The sequence below is a fragment of the Avibacterium endocarditidis genome, assembly GCF_002921145.1.
Classification (GTDB): Bacteria; Pseudomonadota; Gammaproteobacteria; order Enterobacterales; family Pasteurellaceae; genus Avibacterium; species Avibacterium endocarditidis.
Map to the genome: position 1 here is coordinate 1 of NZ_PQVI01000069.1, position 23,994 is coordinate 23,994.

Annotated in this window: 15 protein-coding genes, 1 tRNA gene and 3 pseudogenes; 10 read left to right on the plus strand and 9 right to left on the minus strand. The window is 42.5% G+C overall.

Annotated features, from left to right (window positions below):
* Positions 1–76: transfer RNA gene (locus C3Z13_RS05415), tRNA-Val, on the plus strand.
* A 152-nt stretch (positions 77–228) separates the two neighbouring features.
* Here C3Z13_RS05415 and mreD read toward each other — a convergent pair.
* The 4 genes and pseudogenes from mreD to uvrA all read right to left on the minus strand — a co-directional run bounded on the left by mreD (position 229) and on the right by uvrA (position 5,853).
* On the minus strand, positions 229–717 hold the full coding sequence (mreD, locus tag C3Z13_RS05420; RefSeq protein ID WP_103855256.1) for a rod shape-determining protein MreD: 489 nt from the start codon (positions 715–717) through the stop codon (positions 229–231).
* Between the two features lie 150 nt (positions 718–867).
* Positions 868–1,761 (minus strand): annotated as a pseudogene (gene mreC, locus C3Z13_RS05425) (rod shape-determining protein MreC); the annotation flags it as partial.
* A gap of 70 nt (positions 1,762–1,831) precedes the next feature.
* Complete coding sequence (locus C3Z13_RS05430; RefSeq protein WP_103855272.1) at positions 1,832–2,914, minus strand: rod shape-determining protein; 1,083 nt, start codon at positions 2,912–2,914, stop codon at positions 1,832–1,834.
* Positions 2,915–3,027: 113 nt separating this feature from the next.
* Positions 3,028–5,853: pseudogene (gene uvrA / locus C3Z13_RS05435) on the minus strand (excinuclease ABC subunit UvrA).
* A gap of 171 nt (positions 5,854–6,024) precedes the next feature.
* Between uvrA and ssb the strand changes: the two are divergent.
* From ssb to C3Z13_RS05460, 5 genes and pseudogenes are all read left to right on the plus strand, one after another.
* Complete coding sequence (gene ssb, locus C3Z13_RS05440; protein ID WP_103855258.1) at positions 6,025–6,561, plus strand: single-stranded DNA-binding protein; 537 nt, start codon at positions 6,025–6,027, stop codon at positions 6,559–6,561.
* Between the two features lie 335 nt (positions 6,562–6,896).
* Positions 6,897–8,768 (plus strand): PTS mannitol transporter subunit IICBA, encoded by a 1,872-nt coding sequence (locus C3Z13_RS05445; protein ID WP_103855259.1) that lies wholly within the window; start codon positions 6,897–6,899, stop codon positions 8,766–8,768.
* A gap of 66 nt (positions 8,769–8,834) precedes the next feature.
* On the plus strand, positions 8,835–9,989 hold the full coding sequence (locus C3Z13_RS05450) for a mannitol-1-phosphate 5-dehydrogenase (protein WP_103855260.1): 1,155 nt from the start codon (positions 8,835–8,837) through the stop codon (positions 9,987–9,989).
* A gap of 45 nt (positions 9,990–10,034) precedes the next feature.
* A complete protein-coding gene (locus tag C3Z13_RS05455) occupies positions 10,035–10,544 on the plus strand; it encodes an MltR family transcriptional regulator (protein WP_103855261.1) in 510 nt (169 codons plus the stop codon).
* A 129-nt stretch (positions 10,545–10,673) separates the two neighbouring features.
* Positions 10,674–11,326, plus strand: a pseudogene (locus C3Z13_RS05460) (IS1595 family transposase).
* A 191-nt stretch (positions 11,327–11,517) separates the two neighbouring features.
* On the opposite strand, the gene C3Z13_RS05465 reads toward C3Z13_RS05460, so the two are convergent.
* Both C3Z13_RS05465 and C3Z13_RS05470 read right to left on the minus strand, forming a co-directional pair.
* Positions 11,518–12,255 carry an ADP-ribosylglycohydrolase family protein gene (locus C3Z13_RS05465; RefSeq protein WP_219827889.1) on the minus strand — a complete coding sequence of 246 codons (738 nt, stop codon included), beginning with the start codon at positions 12,253–12,255 and terminating at the stop codon, positions 11,518–11,520.
* 33 nt (positions 12,256–12,288) lie between these two features.
* Positions 12,289–12,726, minus strand: a complete 438-nt coding sequence (locus tag C3Z13_RS05470; RefSeq protein ID WP_103855262.1) for a GNAT family N-acetyltransferase — start codon at positions 12,724–12,726, stop codon at positions 12,289–12,291.
* Positions 12,727–12,884: 158 nt separating this feature from the next.
* Here C3Z13_RS05470 and polA point away from each other — a divergent pair, with 158 nt between their 5' ends.
* Complete coding sequence (gene polA, locus C3Z13_RS05475; protein ID WP_103855263.1) at positions 12,885–15,743, plus strand: DNA polymerase I; 2,859 nt, start codon at positions 12,885–12,887, stop codon at positions 15,741–15,743.
* 54 nt (positions 15,744–15,797) lie between these two features.
* Here polA and C3Z13_RS05480 read toward each other — a convergent pair whose 3' ends face one another.
* Positions 15,798–17,582: a cation:proton antiporter gene (locus C3Z13_RS05480; protein ID WP_103855264.1), complete on the minus strand. Its 1,785-nt coding sequence runs from the start codon at positions 17,580–17,582 to the stop codon at positions 15,798–15,800.
* A 111-nt stretch (positions 17,583–17,693) separates the two neighbouring features.
* Positions 17,694–19,721 carry a BCCT family transporter gene (locus C3Z13_RS05485; RefSeq protein WP_103855265.1) on the minus strand — a complete coding sequence of 676 codons (2,028 nt, stop codon included), beginning with the start codon at positions 19,719–19,721 and terminating at the stop codon, positions 17,694–17,696.
* 443 nt (positions 19,722–20,164) lie between these two features.
* Between C3Z13_RS05485 and copM the strand changes: the two genes are divergently transcribed.
* Entirely contained in the window at positions 20,165–20,515 is a 351-nt protein-coding gene (gene copM / locus C3Z13_RS05490; protein ID WP_103855266.1) for a CopM family metallochaperone, read from the plus strand.
* Positions 20,516–20,673: 158 nt separating this feature from the next.
* Positions 20,674–21,804 carry a DNA-processing protein DprA gene (dprA, locus tag C3Z13_RS05495; protein ID WP_103855267.1) on the plus strand — a complete coding sequence of 377 codons (1,131 nt, stop codon included), beginning with the start codon at positions 20,674–20,676 and terminating at the stop codon, positions 21,802–21,804.
* A gap of 7 nt (positions 21,805–21,811) precedes the next feature.
* Here the strand turns inward: dprA and rsmD are convergent, their stop codons facing one another.
* On the minus strand, positions 21,812–22,423 hold the full coding sequence (gene rsmD / locus C3Z13_RS05500; protein ID WP_103855268.1) for a 16S rRNA (guanine(966)-N(2))-methyltransferase RsmD: 612 nt from the start codon (positions 22,421–22,423) through the stop codon (positions 21,812–21,814).
* Between the two features lie 359 nt (positions 22,424–22,782).
* On the opposite strand from rsmD, the gene ftsY reads away from it, so the two are divergent.
* Complete coding sequence (ftsY, locus tag C3Z13_RS05505; RefSeq protein WP_245872566.1) at positions 22,783–23,979, plus strand: signal recognition particle-docking protein FtsY; 1,197 nt, start codon at positions 22,783–22,785, stop codon at positions 23,977–23,979.
* Positions 23,980–23,994: the final 15 nt, after the last annotated feature.

The window sequence follows — 23,994 nt, forward strand, 5'->3', positions numbered from 1 at the left end:
GGGCGATTAGCTCAGTTGGGAGAGCACCTCCCTTACAAGGAGGGGGTCACTGGTTCGAGACCGGTATCGCCCACCACTCTTTTTCTTTTATAACTCTATTACATCTGAAAACTTTACTGGTTTTTGTTATATTTCTTATTCAACAATAAAAATCTCTTTCAATTTAATTTACTAATTAAGTTTATCCAATTAAAAGAGATCTAAATTATTTCTAATTCATTAGCAGTATTATCCAATATGGAATTGCTTTGCTACTTTTCTCAATAACAAGAATATCCAAGGCCATAATACGCCAGTGGTAATTGCGCCAAAAATCTCTTGCCAATTAAAGACTGCACTATGCAAGAATAGCTCAACAATAAAAATTCCTATTCTTACACCAAAAACAGCGAGAATAACAAATATTCCTTGCATCCATAAAGATAAATTCCGGATTAATACGCTATTCACTGCAAGCAAATAAGCAAAAACAGAAAGCACTAACGCGTGGATTCCCAAGGTTGAACCGAGTACAAGATCCCAAGCAATTCCCATAAGAAATGCTGTACCGACACTAATTTTTGAAGGCATTGCTAAGATCCAATAAGTTAAGACCAGCAATAACCACGCAGGCTTGAAATTATGCAGGCTAGTTGGCCAAGGTGCAATTTCTAACACCATTGCAATTAAAAAGGTGGATACAATAAACAATAATTGTAAAACAGCACGACCTCGCATTAATCTTCCTCTCGATAATGTTGCAATTCAGGATCAACAGGTTCAGAAGGCATTTCCATTTGTTCCGTATGAATCTCCTCTAAAGTTGGAGTTGATGATTTTCTTCTGGCTCTTCCGCTGTCATAGACGGTTGCACAATTTCTTGCTTTTCTGAGTTTCAAGACGCTGACGAACGGCTTTGCGCACATCTTCTGGCGTACTAGAATTTACTTTACGCATATCTTCATTGGTTGGCCATAAAAGTAAGACATAACGTAAACGCTCAATCGATGCGAGTGGTTTTGCCGTGATAGTGGCGAAATAATTTTTTCCATCGCGCGATACATTTTCCACAATAGCCACAGGATACCCCTCGAGGAAACGTCCACCTAACCCTGATGTAACCAATAAATCCCCTTTCACAATATCCACTGATCGTGGCACGTTGTCTAGGGTGAGTTCATCACTGTGTCCTGTACCACTGGCGATCACACGCACATCATTACGCAATACTTGCACAGGAATGGAATGGGTAACGTCCGTTAGTAACAGCACGCGACTGGTGTTGCTTCCTACAGAAATAATCTGCCCTACTACGCCTTTTTCATCAATAACTGGTTGCCCCACATAAGCACCGTCATTTTCCCCTTGGTTAATGACCACTTGCTGGCGATAAACATCAGTTTCTGCGGTTAAAACCTCAGCGATTTTTTTGTATTCATCGGTGCGCAATGGCGAATTTAGCAATAAACGTAAGCGTTGGTTTTCTACTTTTAGTTGATCCAATAACAGTAAGTCGGCATTTTTTTCGCGCAGTTGTTCTCTTAGGACTTTGTTTTCGATTTGTAATTTGTTGGTATCAACAAGATTGTAGGACACACCATCTAATACGGTTCTTGGGGTGTTGGCAAGATAATAAACGCCACCAATTGCTGTTTCCATTATGCTACGTGCTTTTATCATTGTGTTGGTTTGCCCATCAAATAAAATCAGCACAATAGAAGCAATCACGGCAAAAATTAAACGAATGCCAAGGTAGGGAGCTTTTCCAAAGATCGGTTTCATTAATATGGCTCAGAAAGAAGTGCGGTCAAATTTTTAGCATTTTTTGACCGCACTTTTATAACATTGCAAATTAAATATCGTCGCTGAAAATATCAGCACCGTGCATATCTAATGCTTCGCCACCACCACGAGCAACACAGGTCAGTGGATCATCAGCAACAATCACAGGCACGCCAGTTTCTTTCGATAATAAAATATCAATATTACGCAATAACGCACCACCACCTGTTAGCACGATACCGCGTTCAAAAATATCCGCAGCGTGTTCTGGTTGACATTCTTCAAGCGCAGTACGCACAGCAGTAACAATACCGTTTAATGGCTGTTGGATAGCTTCCAACACATCGCGTGAATTTAAGGTAAAGGTTCTTGGCGCACCTTCTGCAAGGTTGTGTCCGTGAACTTCTAGCTCTTTAATTTCATCACCTTCTTGAATATAGGCTGTACCAATTTCTTCTTTGATGCGCTCTGCGGTTGGTTCGCCAATGATAGAACCAAAAGTACGGCGTACATAGGCGATAATGGCTTCATCAAAACGGTCGCCACCAATGCGCACAGAAGAAGAATAAACGATGCCGTTTAAAGAAATCACCGCGACTTCCGTTGTACCGCCACCAATATCAATCACCATTGATCCTGTTGCTGTGGAAACAGGCAATTTAGCCCCGATTGCCGCAGCCATCGGCTCTTCAATTAAGTACACTTCGCGCGCGCCTGCACCTAAGGCAGATTCTTTAATCGCACGGCGTTCCACTTGGGTTGCGCCTGCTGGTACACAGACTAAAACTCGCGGGCTTGGGCGCATAAAGTTGCCGCTATGTACTTGTTTAATGAAGTATTGCAACATTTTTTCGGTTACCGAGAAATCCGCGATAACGCCATCTTTCATTGGGCGAATGGCTAAAATGCTTTTCGGTGTACGGCCGAGCATTAATTTTGCTTCTTTCCCTACTGCCGCAATGCTTTTCATCGATCCTGCACGGCCTTGACGAATTGCCACCACAGAAGGTTCATTTAGCACGATTCCTTGCCCTTTCACATAAATTAATGTGTTCGCTGTACCTAAATCAATAGAAAGATCGTTTGAGAATAAACCACGATTTTTTAAATAACATAAGAATTCCGTTAAAGTAACTGTATAAAAAACACTCACGCGTAAGTGTGAGAAAAATTGCGCCGCTAAATGTATCAAAAAATCAGCATTGATAACAGCTATTTTTATCAAATAGCTGGAAAAAATTAGCGAACTTTCGTTTCCTTACATTTTTACTTCGCAAGGATTTGCTTAAGAAAGCGTGCGGTGTGTGATCCTTTCACTTTTGCCACCTGCTCTGGTGTACCTGTGGCAATGATCTCACCACCGCCACTTCCCCCTTCAGGGCCAAGATCTACAATCCAATCTGCGGTTTTAATCACATCTAAATTATGCTCAATTACCACAATGGTGTTGCCTTGATCACGCAAGCGGTGCAGCACTTCAAGGAGCTGTTTAATGTCCGCAAAATGCAAACCTGTTGTTGGTTCATCAAGGATATATAAGGTTTTGCCCGTATCTCGTTTTGATAATTCCGTGGCTAATTTCACCCGTTGCGCTTCACCGCCAGATAGGGTGGTGGAAGATTGCCCTAGACGAATATAGGATAGCCCTACGTCCATCAAGGTTTGCAATTTGCGCGCAATTTGTGGAATGGCATCGAAAAATTCTCGCGCTTCTTCCACCGTCATATCCAACACTTGATTAATGGTTTTGCCTTTGTAGCGAATTTCCAAAGTTTCACGATTGTAGCGTTTGCCTTTACATTGATCGCAAGGAACATACACATCAGGTAAAAAGTGCATTTCTACTTTGATCACCCCGTCCCCTTGGCAGGCTTCGCAACGTCCGCCACGCACGTTGAAACTAAAGCGTCCGGGATTATAGCCACGCGCACGGGATTCTGGCACCCCTGCGAATAATTCGCGAATTGGCGTGAATAATCCTGTGTAAGTAGCAGGATTAGAGCGTGGCGTGCGTCCAATTGGGCTTTGATCAATATCGATCACTTTGTCAAAAAATTCTAATCCTTGAATGGATTTATACGGTACGGCTTGCGCATTTTCCGCGCGGTTTAAAGCACTTTGCGCCAGTGGAAATAGGGTATCGTTAATCAGCGTAGATTTGCCTGACCCTGAAACCCCTGTAACACAAGTAAACAAGCCCACAGGGATTTCTAAATTGACATTTTTCAGATTATTGCCCGCAGCGCCTTTGAGTTTTAAGATTTTTCTTTATCAAGTGCGGTGCGTTTTTTGGAATTTCTATTTTTCTTTGCCTGATAAGAATTTCCCCGTCAGTGAGTTTGGATTTAGCATAATTTCTTGCGCTGTACCTTGAGCCACCACGCTGCCGCCGTGCACGCCAGCACCCGGGCCAATATCAATAATATGATCTGCCGCTAGAATAGCATCTTCATCGTGTTCCACCACAATCACCGTGTTACCTAAATTTCTTAGGTGAATCAAGGTGTTAAGTAAGCGTTCATTATCTCGTTGATGCAAGCCAATGGAAGGCTCATCAAGCACATACATCACGCCAACCAAGCCCGCACCAATTTGGCTAGCTAGACGAATACGTTGCGCTTCACCACCAGAAAGGGTTTCTGCAGAACGAGAAAGAGAAAGATAATTCAGCCCCACATTGACCAAAAATTGCAAGCGCTCTTTGATTTCTTTGAGAATTTTATCGGCAATTTGCGCGCGCTGTCCGCTTAGGGTAAGGCTATCCACAAAATTAAAGGCTTCACCAATGCTTTTTTCGGAAACCTCAGGCAGATTTGTTTCGCCAATAAAAACATTACGAGCTTCAGGGCGCAAACGCGAACCACCGCAATCTTTACAAGGACGCGTGCTGATATTTTTCGCCAATTCTTCACGCACAGACATTGATTCTGTTTCTTTATAACGGCGCGCCATATTATTGAGAATACCTTCAAAACTATGACGGCGTAGCACCACATCGCCACGGTCATTCATATATTGGAATTCAATTTCTTCTTTGCCTGAACCGTGCAAAATAATGTGTTGAATTTTTTTAGGTAAATCTTCAAACGGGCTTTCCACGTCAAAACCATAATGTTTGGCGAGAGAAGTCAGCATCTGGTAATAATAGAAATTACGCCGATCCCAACCTTTAATCGCACCACCTGCTAAGGAAATGCTTGGATTTTGCACCACGCGTTTTTCATCAAAATATTGCTGAACCCCCAAGCCATCACAAGTCGGGCAAGCCCCCGCAGGATTATTAAAGGAAAATAAACGAGGCTCAAGTTCTGGTACAGAATAGCCACAATGCGGACAAGCAAAGTTTGCGGAAAACAGCAATTCTTCCGCTTTCGGATCGTCCATATTCGCCGCCACTGCCGTGCCGCCAGAAAGTTCTAACGCAGTTTCAAAGGATTCCGCTAAGCGGGTTGCCAAATCTGGACGAACTTTAAAGCGATCCACCACCACTTCAATGGTGTGCTTTTTCTGTAATTCTAATTTTGGTGGATCAGAAAGATCGCAAATTTCCCCATCAATTCTGGCGCGGATATAACCTTGCGCGGCAATATGTTCTAAAATTTTAATATGTTCCCCTTTGCGATCTTTCACCACCGGGGCAAGCAACATCATTCGGCTTTCTTCCGGCAATGCCAGCACCTTATCCACCATCTGGCTAATCGTTTGCGCCGCTAACGGAATATGATGATTTGGGCAACGTGGTTCGCCCACACGAGCAAATAGCAAACGCAAATAATCGTGGATTTCCGTGATCGTCCCCACCGTAGAACGCGGATTATGCGAGGTGGATTTTTGTTCAATGGAAATCGCAGGGGATAGCCCTTCAATATGATCCACATCGGGCTTTTCCATTAACGATAAAAACTGACGCGCATATGCTGAAAGGGATTCCACATAACGGCGCTGTCCTTCGGCATAAAGGGTATCAAAGGCCAGTGAAGATTTCCCTGAGCCAGAAAGCCCGGTAATCACAATTAATTTATCCCGCGGAATCGTCAGATTAATATTTTTTAAATTATGGGTTCTCGCCCCACGTACTTCTATTTTTTCCATAATCTTTTTGTCTGTTCAAGCAATTTAAGGTTATTTTACGATCATTATCGCATAATCTGAAATAACTGTGCAAATATCCAGTTAATTTGTCTGGAATTAATAGCTTTTTCTCTTTTTTTAGGGCAAAATAACGAAAATTTTTATCGCACTTAACATCAGACAGAGGAATTTATGGCTGGAGTAAACAAAGTTATTATCGTAGGAAACCTAGGAAACGATCCTGAAATTCGCACAATGCCAAACGGCGAAGCCGTGGCGAACATTAGCGTAGCAACCAGTGAAAGCTGGATGGATAAAAACACCGGTGAACGCCGTGAGATCACCGAATGGCATCGCATTGTGTTCTATCGCCGTCAAGCTGAAATTGTGGGGGAATATTTGCGCAAAGGCTCAAAAGTTTATGTTGAAGGGCGTTTAAGAACGCGCAAATGGCAAGATCAAAATGGCCAAGATCGCTACACTACAGAAATCCAAGGTGATGTGCTACAAATGCTAGACAGCCGCGCAGAACGTGGTCAAGGCGGCTATGCACCACAGGGTGGAGGATATGCCCAACAAGGTGGTGGCTATGCAAGCTCACAAGGGGGAAATCAATATGCTCAACCTGCACAACCAACATACCAAGCATCAAAAGCAGCGCCACAGCCAATACCAGCTCCACAGCCAGTGATTGATGATGTGCCATTAGATGATGATATTCCTTTCTAATTCATTCCAAACTGCTTGGTGGGCACCAAGCAGTTTTTGTTTTTTCTTTGTAAAATCTCAATATCCCTTTTTACCTATTTTATTTCTCAATATAACATTGATGAAATAAATCCTTCTCTACACTTTCTACAATCAATTTATGTGATATAGATCACATAAAATTCTACCTCAATAAAATTATGTGATCTTCATCACATTTTACTTTTGTGCAGCCAAAAATATCTTGTGATCTACTTCACATTTTTAAACTTAAAAATTTTGGCTTTGATTTTGCCTTTGCTATGCTTTCGTTCATTAAATGGACACAACTCACTTCACAATTAATGAGGTTAATTATGTTATCTGCAAATGCAAAGCTTAAGGTTCAAAGTTTTGGACGCTTTTTATCGAATATGGTAATGCCAAATATTGGGGCATTTATTGCGTGGGGATTTATCACCGCACTTTTCATTCCAACGGGCTGGGTGCCGAATGAAACCTTGGCGAAACTCGTTGGTCCGATGATCACCTATTTATTGCCATTATTAATTGGTTATACTGGGGGGAAATTAGTCGGTGGCGATCGTGGTGCGGTTGTGGGTGCGATTACCACGGCTGGGGTGATTATTGGGACAGATATTCCAATGTTCCTTGGTGCAATGATTGCAGGGCCAACAGGTGGTTGGGCGATTAAACACTTTGACCGTTGGGCTGATGGTAAAATCAAAAGCGGTTTTGAAATGCTGGTGAATAACTTTTCATCAGGCATTATCGGAATGTTGCTTGCTATTTTATTCTTCTTAGTGGTAGGCCCTGCGGTAAAAGTGCTTTCCACAACCTTGGCTGCAGGGGTAGATGTATTAGTACAAGCGCATTTGTTGCCACTCACTTCTATTTTTGTTGAGCCTGCGAAAATCCTTTTCTTAAATAATGCGATTAACCACGGAATTTTCTCACCACTAGGTATTCAACAATCACAAGAACTTGGTCAATCTATTTTCTTCTTGATTGAAGCAAACCCAGGCCCAGGTTTAGGGGTATTATTAGCCTATATTTTATTTGGTAAAGGTTCAGCGAAACAAACCGCAGGTGGGGCGGCTGTGATCCACTTCTTCGGTGGGATTCACGAAATTTATTTCCCTTATGTGTTAATGAATCCACGTCTATTAATCGCGGTTATCGCAGGAGGAATGACAGGCGTATTTACCTTGGTGTTATTTAATGCAGGGCTTATTGCACCAGCTTCACCGGGTTCGATTATTGCTGTATTGGCGATGACTCCTGCCCATTCTATCTTTGGCGTACTTTGTTCCGTGGCATTAGCGACCTTGGTTTCTTTCCTTATTGCCGCGTTCTTCTTAAAAATTCAAAAAGAAGACACATCAGATAAATTAGAAGAAGCGCAAGCAGCATCAAAAGCAATGAAAGGTGGTGTGGCAAAACCAGTAACTGACTACAAAGGCTTGCAAAAAATCTTTGTATCTTGCGATGCAGGAATGGGATCAAGTGCGATGGGTGCAAGTATGCTACGCAAAAAAGTGAAAGATGCAGGCTTGCCAATTGAGGTGGCGAACTGTGCAATCAATGACTTGCCAGATAATGCAAGATTAGTGATCACGCATCAAGACTTAACTTTACGCGCACAAAAACAAGTGCCAAATGCAATGCATCTTTCTTTAACCAATTTCTTAGATAATAAATTCTATGATAATTTGGTGAATGAATTAAAAGCACATTTCGCAGAAGCAGCCGCAAAATCGGCAGACAGCGTAGAAGTGGCAGAAATGGACGGTGCAACCTTCAACCTAAGTGCGGATCAAATTTTCTTAGGATTGAAAGCAGAAAATAAACAAGATGCCATTCGTTTTGCTGGTGAACAATTAGTGAAAGCAGGTTTCGTGTTGCCAAGTTATGTGGACGCAATGTTTGAACGCGAAGAATTAGTTTCCACTTACCTAGGCGAAGGCTTAGCCGTGCCACACGGTACGGTTGATGCAAAAGATGCCGTATTGAAAACAGGTATCGTAGTATGTCAATATTCTGAAGGCGTACGCTTTACTGAGGAAGAAGACGGCGTAGCCAAATTAGTGATTGGTATCGCCGCGCGCAATAATGAACATATTCAAGTGCTAACTGCTATCACTAACGCCTTAGACAGCGAAGAAGCGATTGCAACACTGACCACCACAAATAATGTGGAAGAGGTGTTAGCCTTACTTAAATCTTAAAGTGCGGTCAAAATGGCATCGTTTTTGCGATGCCATTTCTCATTATTGATGTTATTGGAGAAAAAAATGAAAGCATTACATTTTGGGGCAGGAAATATCGGACGAGGTTTCATCGGAAAATTGCTCGCAGACAGTGGTATTGAAGTGATTTTTGCCGATGTGAATGATGATGTTATTCGATTATTACAAGAACAAAAAAGCTACAACGTAAAAGTGGTGGGGGAAACGGTTAATCGAATTGAGCAGGTGTCTAATGTAACAGGCGTTAATTCAAAAGATGAAAATGCTCTGATTGACTTATTTAAACAAGTGGATTTAGTCACCACTGCCGTTGGGCCAAATGTACTAAAAATTATTGCTAGCACCATTGCCAAAGGCTTGGTGGCACGTCTTGAAGCAGGCAACAAACAGCCACTCAATATCATTGCGTGCGAAAATATGGTGCGTGGGACAACCTTCTTAAAAGAGCAGGTTTTTCAATATTTAGATGAAAAACAGCAGCAACAAGTGGACGCATTGGTTGGCTTTGTGGATAGCGCGGTGGATCGCATTGTGCCACCAGTACAGATTGATCCGCAAGATCCCCTTTTGGTTACCGTGGAAGAATTTAGCGAATGGATTGTGGATAAAACTCAGTTCAAAGGGCCAATCCCAAAAATTGCGGGAATGGAACAAACGGATAATCTGATGGCGTTTGTAGAACGTAAATTGTTTACGCTAAATACGGGCCACGCGGTAACGGCATATTACGGCAAATTAAAAGGCTACCAATTTGTCAAAGAAAGCATTGAAGATCCGCAAGTGCGTGCTTTTGTTAAAGCGGTAATGGAAGAAAGTGGTGCAGTTCTGATTAAACGTTACGGATTTGATCCACAAGCACACGCCGCTTATATTGAAAAAATCTTGGCTCGATTTGCTAATCCTTATTTAGTTGATGATGTAGATCGTGTAGGACGTGAGCCTTTGCGTAAACTCAGTTATAATGATCGCCTAATCAAACCATTACATGGAACGCTAGAATATCAACTGCCACATCAACATTTAGAACAAGCTGTGGCAACCGCACTGTGCTATCGCAATGAAAATGATCCGCAGGCGCAAGAACTAGCGCAATCCTTAACGCAAAATGGTGTGATTAATACGCTAGAAAAATATACGGAATTGCAAGATAAGACAGTGATTGAGCAAATTGCTCAAGCCTATCAACAACTTGCAGCGTAAAAGTGAACAGCAGTATCTTTATTCACCCTATTTAGGAAGGCATCATTGGACGATCCTATTTACGAAAAACTCAGTGAAGCCACGTCTATTCGTGGCTTTATTACCGCCAGTGTCGCATTATTTGATGACGCTGTGGACAGCCTTATCAATCGTGTTTTCCGCAAAACGGATTTTGCGGTGAAATCCGTGGTGGACTCGTTATTTATGACGTCAGGACCACTTTTTGATCTCGCCATTCGCCTGAAAGTGTTATTGGGGCTTGGTGTGATCGATCATCACGTTTTTGAAGATCTTAATGCCTTCATCAAATTCAAAGAAAAGCTCAATAATGATGAAAAAGAATACCGCTTTTTTGATCCGCTAGTGATTGAATTTATGCAAGGTTTACATTTACAGCAAGACAAAACTCTGCTGAATTTTCCCGAAGACAAAGAAGATCTCGATTCTCTTAGCTACCAAATTAAAATGCAACGCAAAGAAAAGTTGGTGCGTTCTTGTTTAATGCTCACCATTAATGAAATTTACGAACAGTTGCAGGTGGAAAGCCCGTTGTAAAAACTTGGCCAAAAAGCACCGCACTTGTTTATTTTTAAATCAGGGGTTGCACTAAGTACTAGCCCAAACTCTCCTTAACTAATTATTTAAGGGGCTGTATTAGATTAGCAGTTATGTTAGTCTATAAAAATGAAGATAACTCTTTGTAAACTCAAGAAATCTATACAGAAAAAACTGCTCGAATTTTTTGTACTTGAAGTAACAGCCCGTTCAGCGGCAAATTTATTAGAAATTAACCCTAATTCAGCTGCCTTATTTTATCGCAAAATCAGGGAGGTGATTAGCTACCATTTAGCTCAATATGTCAATGAAATTTTTGCTGGTGAAATTGAACTAGATGAAAGTTATTTTGGTGGTAAAAGAAAGGAAAACGGGGGCGAGGCGCGAAGGGTAAAACAGCTGTTTTTGGTATGTTAAAGCAAGAAGGAAAAGTTTATACCGTTGTCGTTGAAAATACCAAGACAGATACCTTACTCCCTGTTATTAAAAGGAAAATTATGCCTGATAGCATTGTTTACACCGATTATTATCACTGTTACGACGTGCTAGATGTGAGCGAGTTTAAGCATTTCAGAATTAATCATTCAACCCATTTTGCCGAAGCCAAAAATCACATTAATGGGATCGAAAATTTCTGGAATCAAGCTAAAAGAGTGCTCAGAAAATATAACGGAATTGATAAAAAATCCTTTCCGTTATTCTTGAAAGAATGTGAATTTCGGTTTAACTGTGGGACACCAAAAGAACAGCTAAAAATTCTGCGACTTTGGTGTGGAATTTAGGGCTTATCTAATACAGCCCCTTATTTAAAAATGGAAATTTTAGCTAGCTATCTAGTACAGCCCTTAATTTTTTGAACTCGGACTAACAAGTTGCTCAGCTAATTCTAACGCATCAACTGGCCAAAAACATTTAGGGCGTGGTCGTTTTATAGAAGGAAGATCTATAGAAGGGCGACAGTTTAAAATCGCTGTTAGCCATTGTTCAGGAATGGCCTTAATGCCATAAACTGCTCCCAGGCGTGTTGCAACTGCCATAGCATATTGTGAAAGGCAATGATCACCCAACCCTGTTGAGTAATGTAATCTTTTGGTGGGGCAATCTCTGATTCTTCAATAGCTTGGAGTAATAAATCGTCGACTGCCAACGCCTGAGCCCAATGTTTGATTTTAATAAACAACGTCTTAGCATCGGTGTTTTGATTAATGGCTTCGGCGATAGCCCTAGCCATTAGCGCATTTGCTTGCAAGCAAACAGGATTCGGATGAGTCAGTTGAGCATCTTGTATTGCCCAATTTTCCACGGTTGCTAGTGGATAATTTGTCCCCAAAATACCTAAAGGACTAATGCGCATCAAAGCACCATTGGCTTGACTATTTGGATTTTTTCTCCCTAACAGCGCAGAAGCAATGGTCACTCCACAATCAAATGGTTGCGAATTAAGCCAAAACAGATTAGCATTTTGCATCGCTTTCGCATTATAAGTACTTGTTTTCACTAAGTAGCGTGCTAGCAATAAAGCCATTTCAGAATCATCTTTCGGTTGACCTGGAATGGTATCCCAAGTGCCGCCATCTTCTAATTTACGGACACCGTTAGGATATTTTTTGTGAATCATTTGTGGCGGTAAAAATTCTACCAAACTATCCAGTGCATCACCTACCAGCTGTCCTAATAAACAGCCTTGTGCGCGTTGGATTTTTTCTTGCATTGTTGCTTAATCTCTCAAACCAAAATTCAAGTGTTATTTTTTCATAATTAAAATCGGATACGGATTCCCTTGTTCGTCCAACTCGTGACGTTCTACTGTCTGAAAGCCCATATTCTGGTAAAAGCCCACGGTTTGTGGGTTTTGTTCATTGACGGTTAGGCTGTTCACACCAAATTCTTCAATGCTGTGCAGTAATAAGGCCTTGCCGATGCCTTTGCCGCGCTGTTCTGGGGCGATGAAGAGCATTTCTAATTTTGTGCCGTTGATGCCCATAAACCCCACGATTTCACCGTCTTTTTCCGCCAGTAATAAATGCTCCACGCCTTTGAGGGCTTCTGGCACATAGGGACGGATGGCAGTGATTTCTTCTTTAGATAAGAAATGATGAGTGGCTTCCACACTGGCTTGCCAGAGATTAAGCAAGTGGTCTAAGGGCAAGGTTTCGCGGTCTGTTACGGAGATGATATTCATAGTTTGTGTTTCACTTTTCTGCGTTCAGTAAATTAATTCGGGCGATTATAATGAGGTGCGTTGTGCATTGTCAGCTTATTCTTGCAAAATTTTTCAAAATCCCACCGCACTTTCCGCTATAATATCCCCCATTTTTCATCACTGTTATTGAGAATTTTATGGCTAAAATTGCAGAAAATCCACTTGTGTTAGTTGACGGATCGTCTTATTTGTATCGTGCGTTTCACGCGTTTCCACCGCTCACCAACTCCCTTGGCGAGCCAACGGGGGCGATGTATGGCGTGTTGAATATGCTGAAAAGTTTGATTGCGCAGGTGCAGCCGAGCCATATTGCGGTGGTGTTTGATGCTAAAGGGAAAACTTTCCGTGATGAATTATTTGAGCAATATAAATCGCACCGTCCGCCAATGCCAGATGATTTGCGCAAGCAAATTCAGCCCTTGCACGCCATTATCAAAGCCCTTGGCATTCCACTTTTATCCATTGAAGGGGTGGAAGCGGACGATGTTATCGGCACGCTTGCGGTGCAGGCTTCTCAGGCAGGCAAAAAAGTGTTGATTAGCACGGGCGATAAGGATATGGCGCAGTTGGTGGACGATAACATTATGCTCATCAACACAATGAATAATAGCCTGCTGGATCGCGAGGGCGTGATTGAAAAATATGGCATTCCGCCTGAATTGATTATTGATTATTTGGCCTTAATGGGCGACAGTGCGGACAATATCCCCGGTGTGGCTGGTGTGGGCGAAAAAACTGCGCTTGGGCTTTTGCAAGGCATTGGCAGTATGGCTGAGATTTATGCCAATTTGGAAAAAGTGGCGGAGCTACCCATTCGTGGTGCGAAGAAATTAGGCGAAAAATTGCTTGCCGCCAAAGCTGATGCAGATTTGTCTTACATTCTTGCGACCATCAAAACCGATGTGCCGTTAGCGGTGAAACCAGAAGAACTCACACTTGGGCAAAATCAGCGTGATGAATTGGTGGAATATTTCGCGCGCTATGAGTTTAAGCGTTGGCTGAATGAAGTGATGGACGGCGAAAGCGGTTTAACTAAAGGGGATTTGCAAAGCGCCAAATTTGCAACGCCAACAGCACAAGAAAATGTAGCAAAAAGTACGGTGAAAAATTCGGTAAAAATCGACCGCACTCTGTATGAAACCGTGGATAGCCAAGCCAAGCTTGATGAATGGCTGAATAAAATTCAGCACGCCAAACTCATTGCGGTGGATACGGAAACTGATAATTTAGACGTAATGCAAGCCAACTTGGTGGGCATTTCTTTTGCTTTAGAAAATGGCGAAGCCTGCTATATCCCCCTTGATCATTTGCACGAAGTGGCGCGTGAAAGTCAATCACAAGGGGATTTATTCGGCAGCGCAGACGCAACCGAAACCTATTTTGAACGTGTGCCGAGCCAGTTAGACAAGCAGCAATGTTTAGCGGCGCTCAAGCCTTTATTGGAAAATCCGCAGATTGAAAAAGTGGGACAAAATATCAAATACGATCTCACCGTGTTCGCCAATCACGGCATTGTGCTGCAAGGCGTGCGTTTCGACACAATGTTGGAATCCTATGTGCTAAACAGCACAGGGCGACACAATATGGACGAGCTTGCCAAACGCCATTTGGATCATCAAACCATTGAATTTGAAGCCATTGCCGGCAAGGGCAAAAAGCAGCTCACTTTTGATAAAATTGCTATCGAACAAGCCAGTGAATATGCCGCGGAAGATGCGGACATCACGATGAAATTGCACCAAACCCTATGGCCAGAATTGGCGCAAACGGAAAGTTTGGTGAAGTTATTTGATGACATCGAAATGCCGTTAGTGGGCGTGTTATCACGCATTGAACGTAACGGCGTGTTGGTGGACAGCCAAACCTTGCTCGCACAATCGCAAGAAATTAGAAAATTGACCGCACTTGAAAGCCAAGTGCATCAGGCGGCGGGAGAAAATTTCAACCTTGCGTCCACCAAACAATTACAAGAAATCCTGTTTGAAAAGCTCGGTTTGCCGATTATCGCCAAAACCCCAAAAGGCGCGCCTTCCACCAATGAAGAAGTGTTGGAAGAGCTGGCGCAGCAAGGGCATATTGTGCCGAAATTGCTTATTGAACACCGTGGTTTAGCGAAGTTAAAATCCACTTATACGGACAAACTTCCGCTGATGATTAATCCACGCACGGGGCGGATTCACACCTCTTATCATCAAGCGGTAACAGCAACGGGGCGACTTTCGTCTAGCGATCCAAACTTGCAGAATATCCCTATTCGTAATGAAGAGGGACGCCGCATTCGCCAAGCCTTTATTGCGCGCGAAGGGTATAAAATTATCGCGGCGGATTATTCTCAAATCGAACTGCGCATAATGGCGCATTTATCGCAAGATCAAGGCTTGATTAGTGCATTCCAGCAAGGCAAGGATATTCACCGTTCCACCGCGGCAGAAATTTTTGGCGTGCCACTTGATGAGGTTACCAGCGAACAACGCCGCAGTGCGAAAGCCATTAACTTTGGGCTTATTTATGGAATGAGCGCGTTTGGGCTTTCTCGTCAGCTTGGCATTCCCCGTGGTGATGCGCAAAAATATATGGATTTGTATTTCCAACGCTACCCCAGTGTGCAAACCTTTATGACTGATATTCGCGAAAAAGCCAAACAGCAAGGCTATGTGGAAACCTTGTTCGGACGCCGTTTGTATCTACCTGAGATTCAATCGAGCAACGCAATGCGCAGAAAAGGTGCAGAGCGTGTTGCGATCAACGCCCCAATGCAGGGCACGGCGGCAGATATTATTAAACGTGCGATGATCGCCATTGACAGCGCCATTGCGCAAGATCCGAATATCGCAATGATTATGCAGGTTCACGATGAATTGGTGTTTGAAGTGAACGCAGCGCAGATTGCTCATTACAGCGATCTCATTCAATCTTTAATGGAAAATGCCGCGGAGCTTGTGGTGCCGCTGATTGTGGACGTGGGCGTGGGCAATAACTGGGACGAAGCCCATTAATTCGCGTTGATAAGCGTGCAATAGTGCGGTGAAAAATTTTCACCGCACTTATTTTTATGCGCTTTTCGCCGTTTCTTCTTCCGCCACTAACGCCACGATACGGCAATTAGTTGGGATCGTTTGTTCGTCATTGATAATAGAAATAAAGCCTTTATCATCAATGGTATATAACGGCACAAATTGTTTGTTGGTGGTTTTGTAATCTTGATAAGTGTAGCTATCAGTAAGATTGGTTACCTTAACACGCGCATTTTTTGCCAGCATACTGGCTAATTTCGCGTAAGTTACATTTTTGCCGAAAAGCCAGTTGGAACGGTAGTTGTCTTGAATATCATAACGTTCCGTTGGATTGTTATCATCGCTAAAACGAATGCGGTAAATGTTTTCTTTATCAAATTCGTGGCGATAATGAATTTCCGACAAGGTGTTGAGTTCTTTGTCCGTACTAATAGCGAACATATTGCCCAACCCGATAAGATCTAAATGCCCATCGGCGTGGGTGGAAACTGGGTTGCCGTAGTAAGTGCGCAACCCCAACATTCTGGCTTTCGCTACTTCGTTATAATGGCGGCTTGCCACCAATACGTCCACATTTTGATCTTTTAAGGATTTCGCAATGGCTAGCGCTACAGGGTTTGAACCAATAATCAACACGCCTTTGTACACCGATTCTTGCACATTCAACAATTTTGCAATGGTTTTTGCCCCTAAGCCTTGAATTAGCACTGTACCAATAATAATCGTGAATACTAACGGCACGAGCAATTCCACGCCTTGAATTTGGGTTTCTTGCAATTTAATCGCGAAGAGAGAAGAAATGGCTGCGGCGACAATCCCGCGCGGTCCAATCCAGCTAATCATCAACTTTTCATTTAAAGTTAAACTTGAGCCAATAGAAGAAAACCAAATGGCAAGTGGACGAGCGATAAACATTGCCACAAATAACAGCAAAATGCCTGCCATTCCCACGCTCGCTAAATGTTCTAAATTCACCCGCGCGGCTAAAATGATAAACAGGGTGGAAATCAGCAGAACGGTCAGGGATTCTTTAAATTCTAAAATATGATCTTTCGGGAAGCCTTTCCAGTTCGCCAATGCCACGCCTAGCACGGTAACCGTTAATAGCCCTGATTCGTGGGCGAAATGGTTTGATGCAGTGAATAACAGCAAAATGTAAGCAAGCACGAACACGTTGCGCAAATATTCAGGGATCATATGGCGTTTAATCAGATTAGCCAGCAACCACGCACCTGCCATTCCAATCACGCCTGCTACGGCAATGATTTTGGCAAAGGTGCCGATTTCACTGGCTTCACCGCCAGAAATAATGTATTCATACACCAAAACCACGGCGATCGCCCCGATTGGGTCAATGATAATGCCTTCCCATTTGAGAATATTGGCAATGTTGCTGTTTGGGCGAACGCTACGCAACAATGGCACAATCACCGTTGGGCCAGTTACGCACACCAATGTACCGAACAGTAAGGCGATGCGCCAATCCACATCAAATAGAAAATAAGTGGCAACGGAAATCACGCTGACGGTGATAAGCATTCCGAGCGAAACCAAGAGCTGCACCACCTTGCCGTGTTGTTTTATTTCGTCAAACTCTAGCGTGAGCGCCCCTTCAAAAAGAATCACGGCAACGCCAAGGGAAATAAACGGAAAGAGCAAATCGCCCAAAATCACATCGGGATTAAACAAGTTCAGCACAGGGCCGACAATAATCCCAATCAGCAATAAAAATAAAATTGAGGGCTGTTTCAAATACCAAGCTAGCCATTGCGCCACAATCCCTAAGCCCACAATGGCAGATAAAATAAATGCGGTATCCATAAAGTTCTCCATAAATAATCAAAAGCGAGAAAAGTTCGCGTAAAAAAGTGCGGGCAAAATTCTATCATTTTTTTGACCGCACTTTGTTTTTATTCGTTGCTACCGCTTAAATTATTCCGCCAGCTCCGTTTGCTCGTGCGACATTAGCTCTTGCCCCACGTCTTCTAGCAAGCTGAGATAGCGTTCATATTGACGCAACATATCGGCGATGAGTTCGTTGCGTGTCATATATTGCACATCATAGCCCGTACGACCGTCAGCGAAGTAAGTCATCGGCTGGTAGGTTACGGAATGCTGAATATGCGGGAGGTTTTCATCATCAACCAACTGTGAGGCAATTTCGTGGCTTACGGATTTCACTCCATACATAAAATCACGCATTGATTCTTTCTTGATGATAAGCTCCACGCTTGGTTCGTCAGAATCTAAGGCTTGCACTACCTCCACGTTCAAATTATGCACATTAACCAATTCTTGACGCAACTCACGCATCGCAGGCAAAGCAGTGCGGTTAAGGAATTTTAAAATATCCTTTTCTTGCGTTTGATTAAGCATTTGCCCCAAACGCTCTCGCCATTTTTCCCCTGTCCATAACAAGCTGGTTGGGGTTACTTTGGCGGCGAAGTATTTTTGATCCGCATTCAAGCCTTTCCATAGGCTCACACACATCACTAACATCAGCATTGCAAAAGGCAGTGCCACCAGTAAAGTCATTGTTTGTAGCGTGCCTAGCCCGCCTTCACGCATTAGCACAATGGCAAGCACCATCATCACTAAGCCCCACATCATCGCTTGCCAACGCGGTGCGGAAAGGCTTTTATCGCGTGATGCCATATTATTTAGCACATAAATTCCTGAATCTGCTGATGTGATGAAAAAGAGCGAAATAATCACTAAGGCTAACGTGCCAGTGAGAGCTGAGAGCGGTAAATAATCTAAGAATTTAAACAATAATTTTTCTGGTGCAGAAGTAAATTCGTGCAATGCACCGTTGGCAACGTTTAATTCTAACCAAATGGCGCTATCACCGAACACGGTAAACCATAGAATACTGAATAAACTTGGTACGGCTAGCACGCCGAAGATAAATTCACGAATGGTGCGACCACGGGAAATACGCGCGATAAACAAGCCCACAAATGGCGCCCACGAACACCACCACGCCCAATAAAGCACTGTCCAACCAGTGAACCACGCAGTGTTTTCTGTTTCGTACGCATAGGTTTTAAAACTTAGGCGTACTAAATTGCTCAAATAAATGCCAATGTTATCGCTAAATGTGGTGAGCAAATACAGTGTTGGGCCTGCGATTAAAATAAACAACATCAAGGCAAGGGCTAAGCCGAGATTGATCTCACTAAGTAATTTCACCCCTTTGCCTACGCCAGAAATAGCGGAAAATACCGCAATGGACATCACTACAACGATAATCACCGTTTGCAAGCCGAAACTATTTTCAGCCACCACGCCAAGCTGAGTTAGCCCCGCACCAAGCTGTGCGGCACCAAATCCGAGGGTGGTGATGATCCCGAATAGGGTAGCGACTAACGCCATAATATCAATCACATCGCCGATCTTGCCGTTAATGCGATCTTTCAATAAAGGATAAAAACAAGAACGCAACGCCAACGGCAATTTATAACGGAAACCAAAATAGGCGAGCGCTAAGGCAATCACGCCATACACTGCCCAAGCGTGAATTCCCCAGTGGAAAAAGGTATGCAATAAGGCTTCTTGTTGTTTGTGTTCGGCAGATCCTGTGGTGATGGCGGAAAAATAATGGGTGAGCGGTTCTGCTACGCCGAAGAACATCAATCCCACTCCCATTCCTGCAGCGAACAGCATTGCCAACCAAGAAAGGAAAGAAAATTCAGGCTCTTCTTCATTCGTTCCGAGCTTGATATTACCCAAACTACTGACCAATAACACGAATAAGAAACAAAGAAAAACGGAAAAGGCTAAAATATAAAACCAGCTAAAATTAGCAAACACGCCCGCTTTCGCCCAGTTTAAAAGTGCGGTGGTTTTTTCTGGCAAAATTAACGTTGCAACGAGCAACAAAATAACCAGTAATAAAGTTGCCCCTATAACAAAGGGGTTAAACGATGATCTTTTATGAATAAAAGCAGAAAAAGACACAATAATGATTCTCCTTTAAGTTAATGTTTTGTGCACATATCAATCTCAACAAATAAATTGAAATAGCCGCTAAATAGCTCGCTTAAATAAAGAATACAAAACAAATTGATGAATGAAATTGCTTCAAATTTGAGCTAAAAAAGACGTTCATTACGTCTTTCTTAGCAATAAACGTTTATACAACGCATTGAGTTGTACCTCACAGTACAAAAAGACGAAAAAATCATACTTTGTCGATATGAAATTCTCAAAAACAAATAGATTATAGCATAAAATATCGAAAACTGACAGGAGTTTATCATTTTTACTTATACATCAATAAGATAACCCTAAATTTATCAAAGAAATGTATGAGAAGAAGTCTTGGTTTTTTCTTGACCTTACCCTAAGGGTAAGGTTTATTATTTTGGCTCATTTAATCATACAAAAATAAGGTACTCACAATGAAAAAAGCACTATTGATTTTAATCGGTTTAATTTCTAGCACTGCGATGGCTGAAATGCCACATCATCACGCTGCACATCAACCTAATGCAATGCAAAGTGAATTAATGGCAAGTATGTCTGCAATGCACGCGGATATGGAAAAAGGAATGCAATATCAAGATGCTGATGTCGCGTTCGCAGCCAGTATGCTGCCACATCATGAAGGTGCAGTGAAAATGGCTGAGATAGAATTAAAATATGGCAAAGATCCTGAATTACGTCAGCTAGCAGAAAATATCATCAACGCACAACAAAGCGAAATCCAATTTATGCAACAGTGGTTGGAAAAACATCAGGCTAAACAATAATGCTGAAATAACGCCCTCAACCCAGGGCGTTATTACTTTTCTAATTCCCCAAATAGGAATTAAATTCTCGATCACTGTCGCAAAACGCAAAAAAGTTTACTTTTCTTCTTTCCTTTCTTTTAAGCTACAACTCTATTTTGCCAATTTCTAAAATATCAATGCTAAAAAACGAGATCTTACTCCGCTTATTACAAGTGCCAAAACTTGGCGCGAATACGATACAAAAAATACTGGCTGAAATTAGCCCTGAACAGCTTTTAGACTATGACGCGATTGCTTTCAAACAAATGGGGTGGACAGAAAAACAAATTCAGCGTTGGTTTAATCCTGAGCGTAAATTTATCGAGCCGGCGTTAGATTGGGCGCAAAGTGCGGGCAATTTTTTGCTTAATTTTACTGAGCAAGATTATCCTTATTTGTTAAAACAAATTCCGTCAGCGCCGCCGCTGTTATTTTTACAAGGAAATTTAACCGCACTTTCGCAGCCACAAATTGCTATTGTGGGCAGCCGTTATTGCTCTAATTATGGGGAATATTGGGCGAAGTTTTTCGCTCAAGAATTAAATCAGGCTGGTTTTGTCATTACCAGTGGCTTGGCGCTAGGCATTGACGGTTTTTGTCATCAAGCGGTGGTAGCGCAAAAAGGGCAGACTATTGCCGTATTAGGCAGTGGATTGAATGCGGTTTATCCCGCTAAACACCGTGGTTTAGCGCAACAAATTATTGAGAATAATGGGGCATTGGTTTCTGAATTTTTGCCCAACCAACCGCCCGTGGCAGAAAATTTTCCACGCCGCAATCGTATTATCAGCGGACTTTCTCTTGGCACATTGATCATCGAAGCCACAGAACGAAGTGGCTCATTAATCACCGCACGTTACGCCCTTGAGCAAAATAGAGAAATCTTTGCGCTTCCTGGTAATATCCAAAATGGCTTTAGTGAAGGCTGCCATAAATTGATTAAACAAGGGGCAACATTGGTGGAAAATGTGCAGGACATTGTGGATAATCTGCCGAATTACGGCTATTCTGCATCATTTTATGCACAGCCAAAACAGCAAGCTCTCCCATTTAATCAAAATAGCACTCAAGAAAAAAGCGTTACCCCACAACAAGCTGAACCACCAAGCCACCCCGAACTTTACGCCCAACTTAGCCATATTGCCATCAGCCTTGATGAGCTTTCCGCCCGCTTGTCTTTGCCCATTGATGCACTACTCACTCAGTTATTAAGTTTGGAATTACAAGGTTTGGTGGTGAGCGAAAATGGCTTATATCGAAGGGGTTAAAGAAGTATTATTCGCCCAGCAAATATTGATACAACCGATAACTCACTTGCCCGGTGGTTTTTTCTTTTAATATTTGCCAATTATCAGGCAGGCTTAGAGTTTTGTTTTTTTCCGTTTCCACATAAATTAGCGCATTGGGCTTAAGCCAATTAAATTTAATCAGCAAATCAACGGCTTGCTGTGCGAGATCAAAATGAAAAGGCGGATCGAGAAATACCAAGTCAAATACGGGTTCTTGCTGCGCTTGCTGTAAATAATGCAAGCTATCTTGGTTGATTACACGCCCTTGCTGCGGCGTGCATTTAAGCTGTTGTAGATTTTGCGTGAGTTGCTTTGCCACTTGCTTATTGAGCTCTAAAAAGGTCACTTGCTTGGCTTGGCGTGAAAGGGCTTCTAACCCCAATGAACCGCTGCCGGCAAAACAATCTAAACAAATTGCGTCCACAATATAAGGCATCAGCCAGTTAAATAGCGTTTCTTTCACGCGATCACCTGTTGGGCGCAATCCTTCCGCATTCAACACAGGTAATTTCCGCCCACGCCAAAGCCCTGCAATAATACGAACTTCACCTTTTGCCAGATTAGTATGTTGCTTGCGTGTCGCAGGATTTTTTTTCATAGGGATTCGCCAAATTATGATAAACTATACAAACTTTTCGCTGAACTTAATGTCCATTTTCAGCCGACTTTTGCATTCGGTAACAGAATAAAATCAGGTGGCATAGTTTAGTATAAAATTCAGAAAATCAGTAATTTTTTCATAATAGCGAGTAATTTATGGCAGAAAAAAATAAAAAAGGTGGTTTTTAGGTCTTAAAAAGAAAGAAGAAACATCGAACCAAGCTGACGTGCAAGAAACAGAAATCACTGAGCAAGCCGAACTTCTGCAAGAACCAAGTGCGGTGGAAAATCCTGAAGTTTTAGTGCAAGAAACAGAAATCACCGAGCAAGCAGAGCTTCCGCAAGAACCAAAGTGCGGTGGAAAATCCAGAAGTTTTGGTGGAAGAAACAGAAATCATAGAGCAAACAGAGCTTCCACAAGAACAAAGTGCGGTAGAAAATCCAGAAGTTTTGGTGGAAGAAACAGAAATCGTAGAGCAAACCGAGCTTCCGCAAGAGCAAGTTGCGGTAGAAAATCCCGAAGTTTTAGTACAAGAAACAGAAATTGTAGAGCAAACAGACCTTCCACAAGAGCAAAGTGCGGTGGAAAATTCAGAAATTTCAACGCAAGAAAAACCAAGCGAAGGGGGCTTTTTTAGCCGTTTGGTGAAAGGCCTAATTCGTACCAAACAAAATATCGGTTCGGGCTTTTTCGGGCTATTTTCGGGCAAAAAAATTGATGACGATCTGTTTGAAGAATTGGAAGAACAGTTGCTCATTGCTGATATTGGTATGCCAACAACTACGAAAATTATCAATAACTTAACGCAGCACGCCAGTCGCAAGCAGCTAAAAGATGCAGATTTACTGTATCAACAATTAAAATTAGAACTCGCAGAGATTATCAAGCCTGTGGCGCAGCCTTTAGAAATTGATACCAGCAAAAAGCCTTATGTGATTTTGATGGTGGGCGTCAATGGCGTAGGGAAAACCACGACCATTGGTAAACTCGCACGCCAATTCCAAATGCAAGGCAAATCCGTGATGTTGGCGGCGGGCGATACTTTCCGTGCCGCTGCGGTGGAGCAGCTTCAAGTGTGGGGAGAACGCAATAATATTCCTGTGGTGGCACAAAGCACGGGAGCAGATTCCGCTTCGGTGATCTATGATGCAATGCAATCTGCGGCTGCACGCAATATTGATATTTTGATTGCCGATACCGCAGGGCGTTTGCAAAATAAAAATAATCTCATGGACGAGCTGAAAAAAATCGTTCGTGTAATGAAAAAATACGATGAAACTGCGCCGCACGAAATTATGCTTACCCTTGATGCGGGCACTGGGCAAAACGCCATTAGCCAAGCCAAATTATTCAATGAAGCAGTGGGCTTAACAGGAATTAGCTTAACCAAATTAGACGGCACAGCCAAAGGCGGCGTGATTTTCGCCATCGCCGATCAATTCAAATTACCGATTCGTTATATTGGTATCGGCGAAAAAATTGAAGATCTGCGTCCATTCCAAGCAGAAGAATTTATTGAGGCGTTGTTTAATACTGAAACAGAACATCATTAACTAAAAAAAATCGGA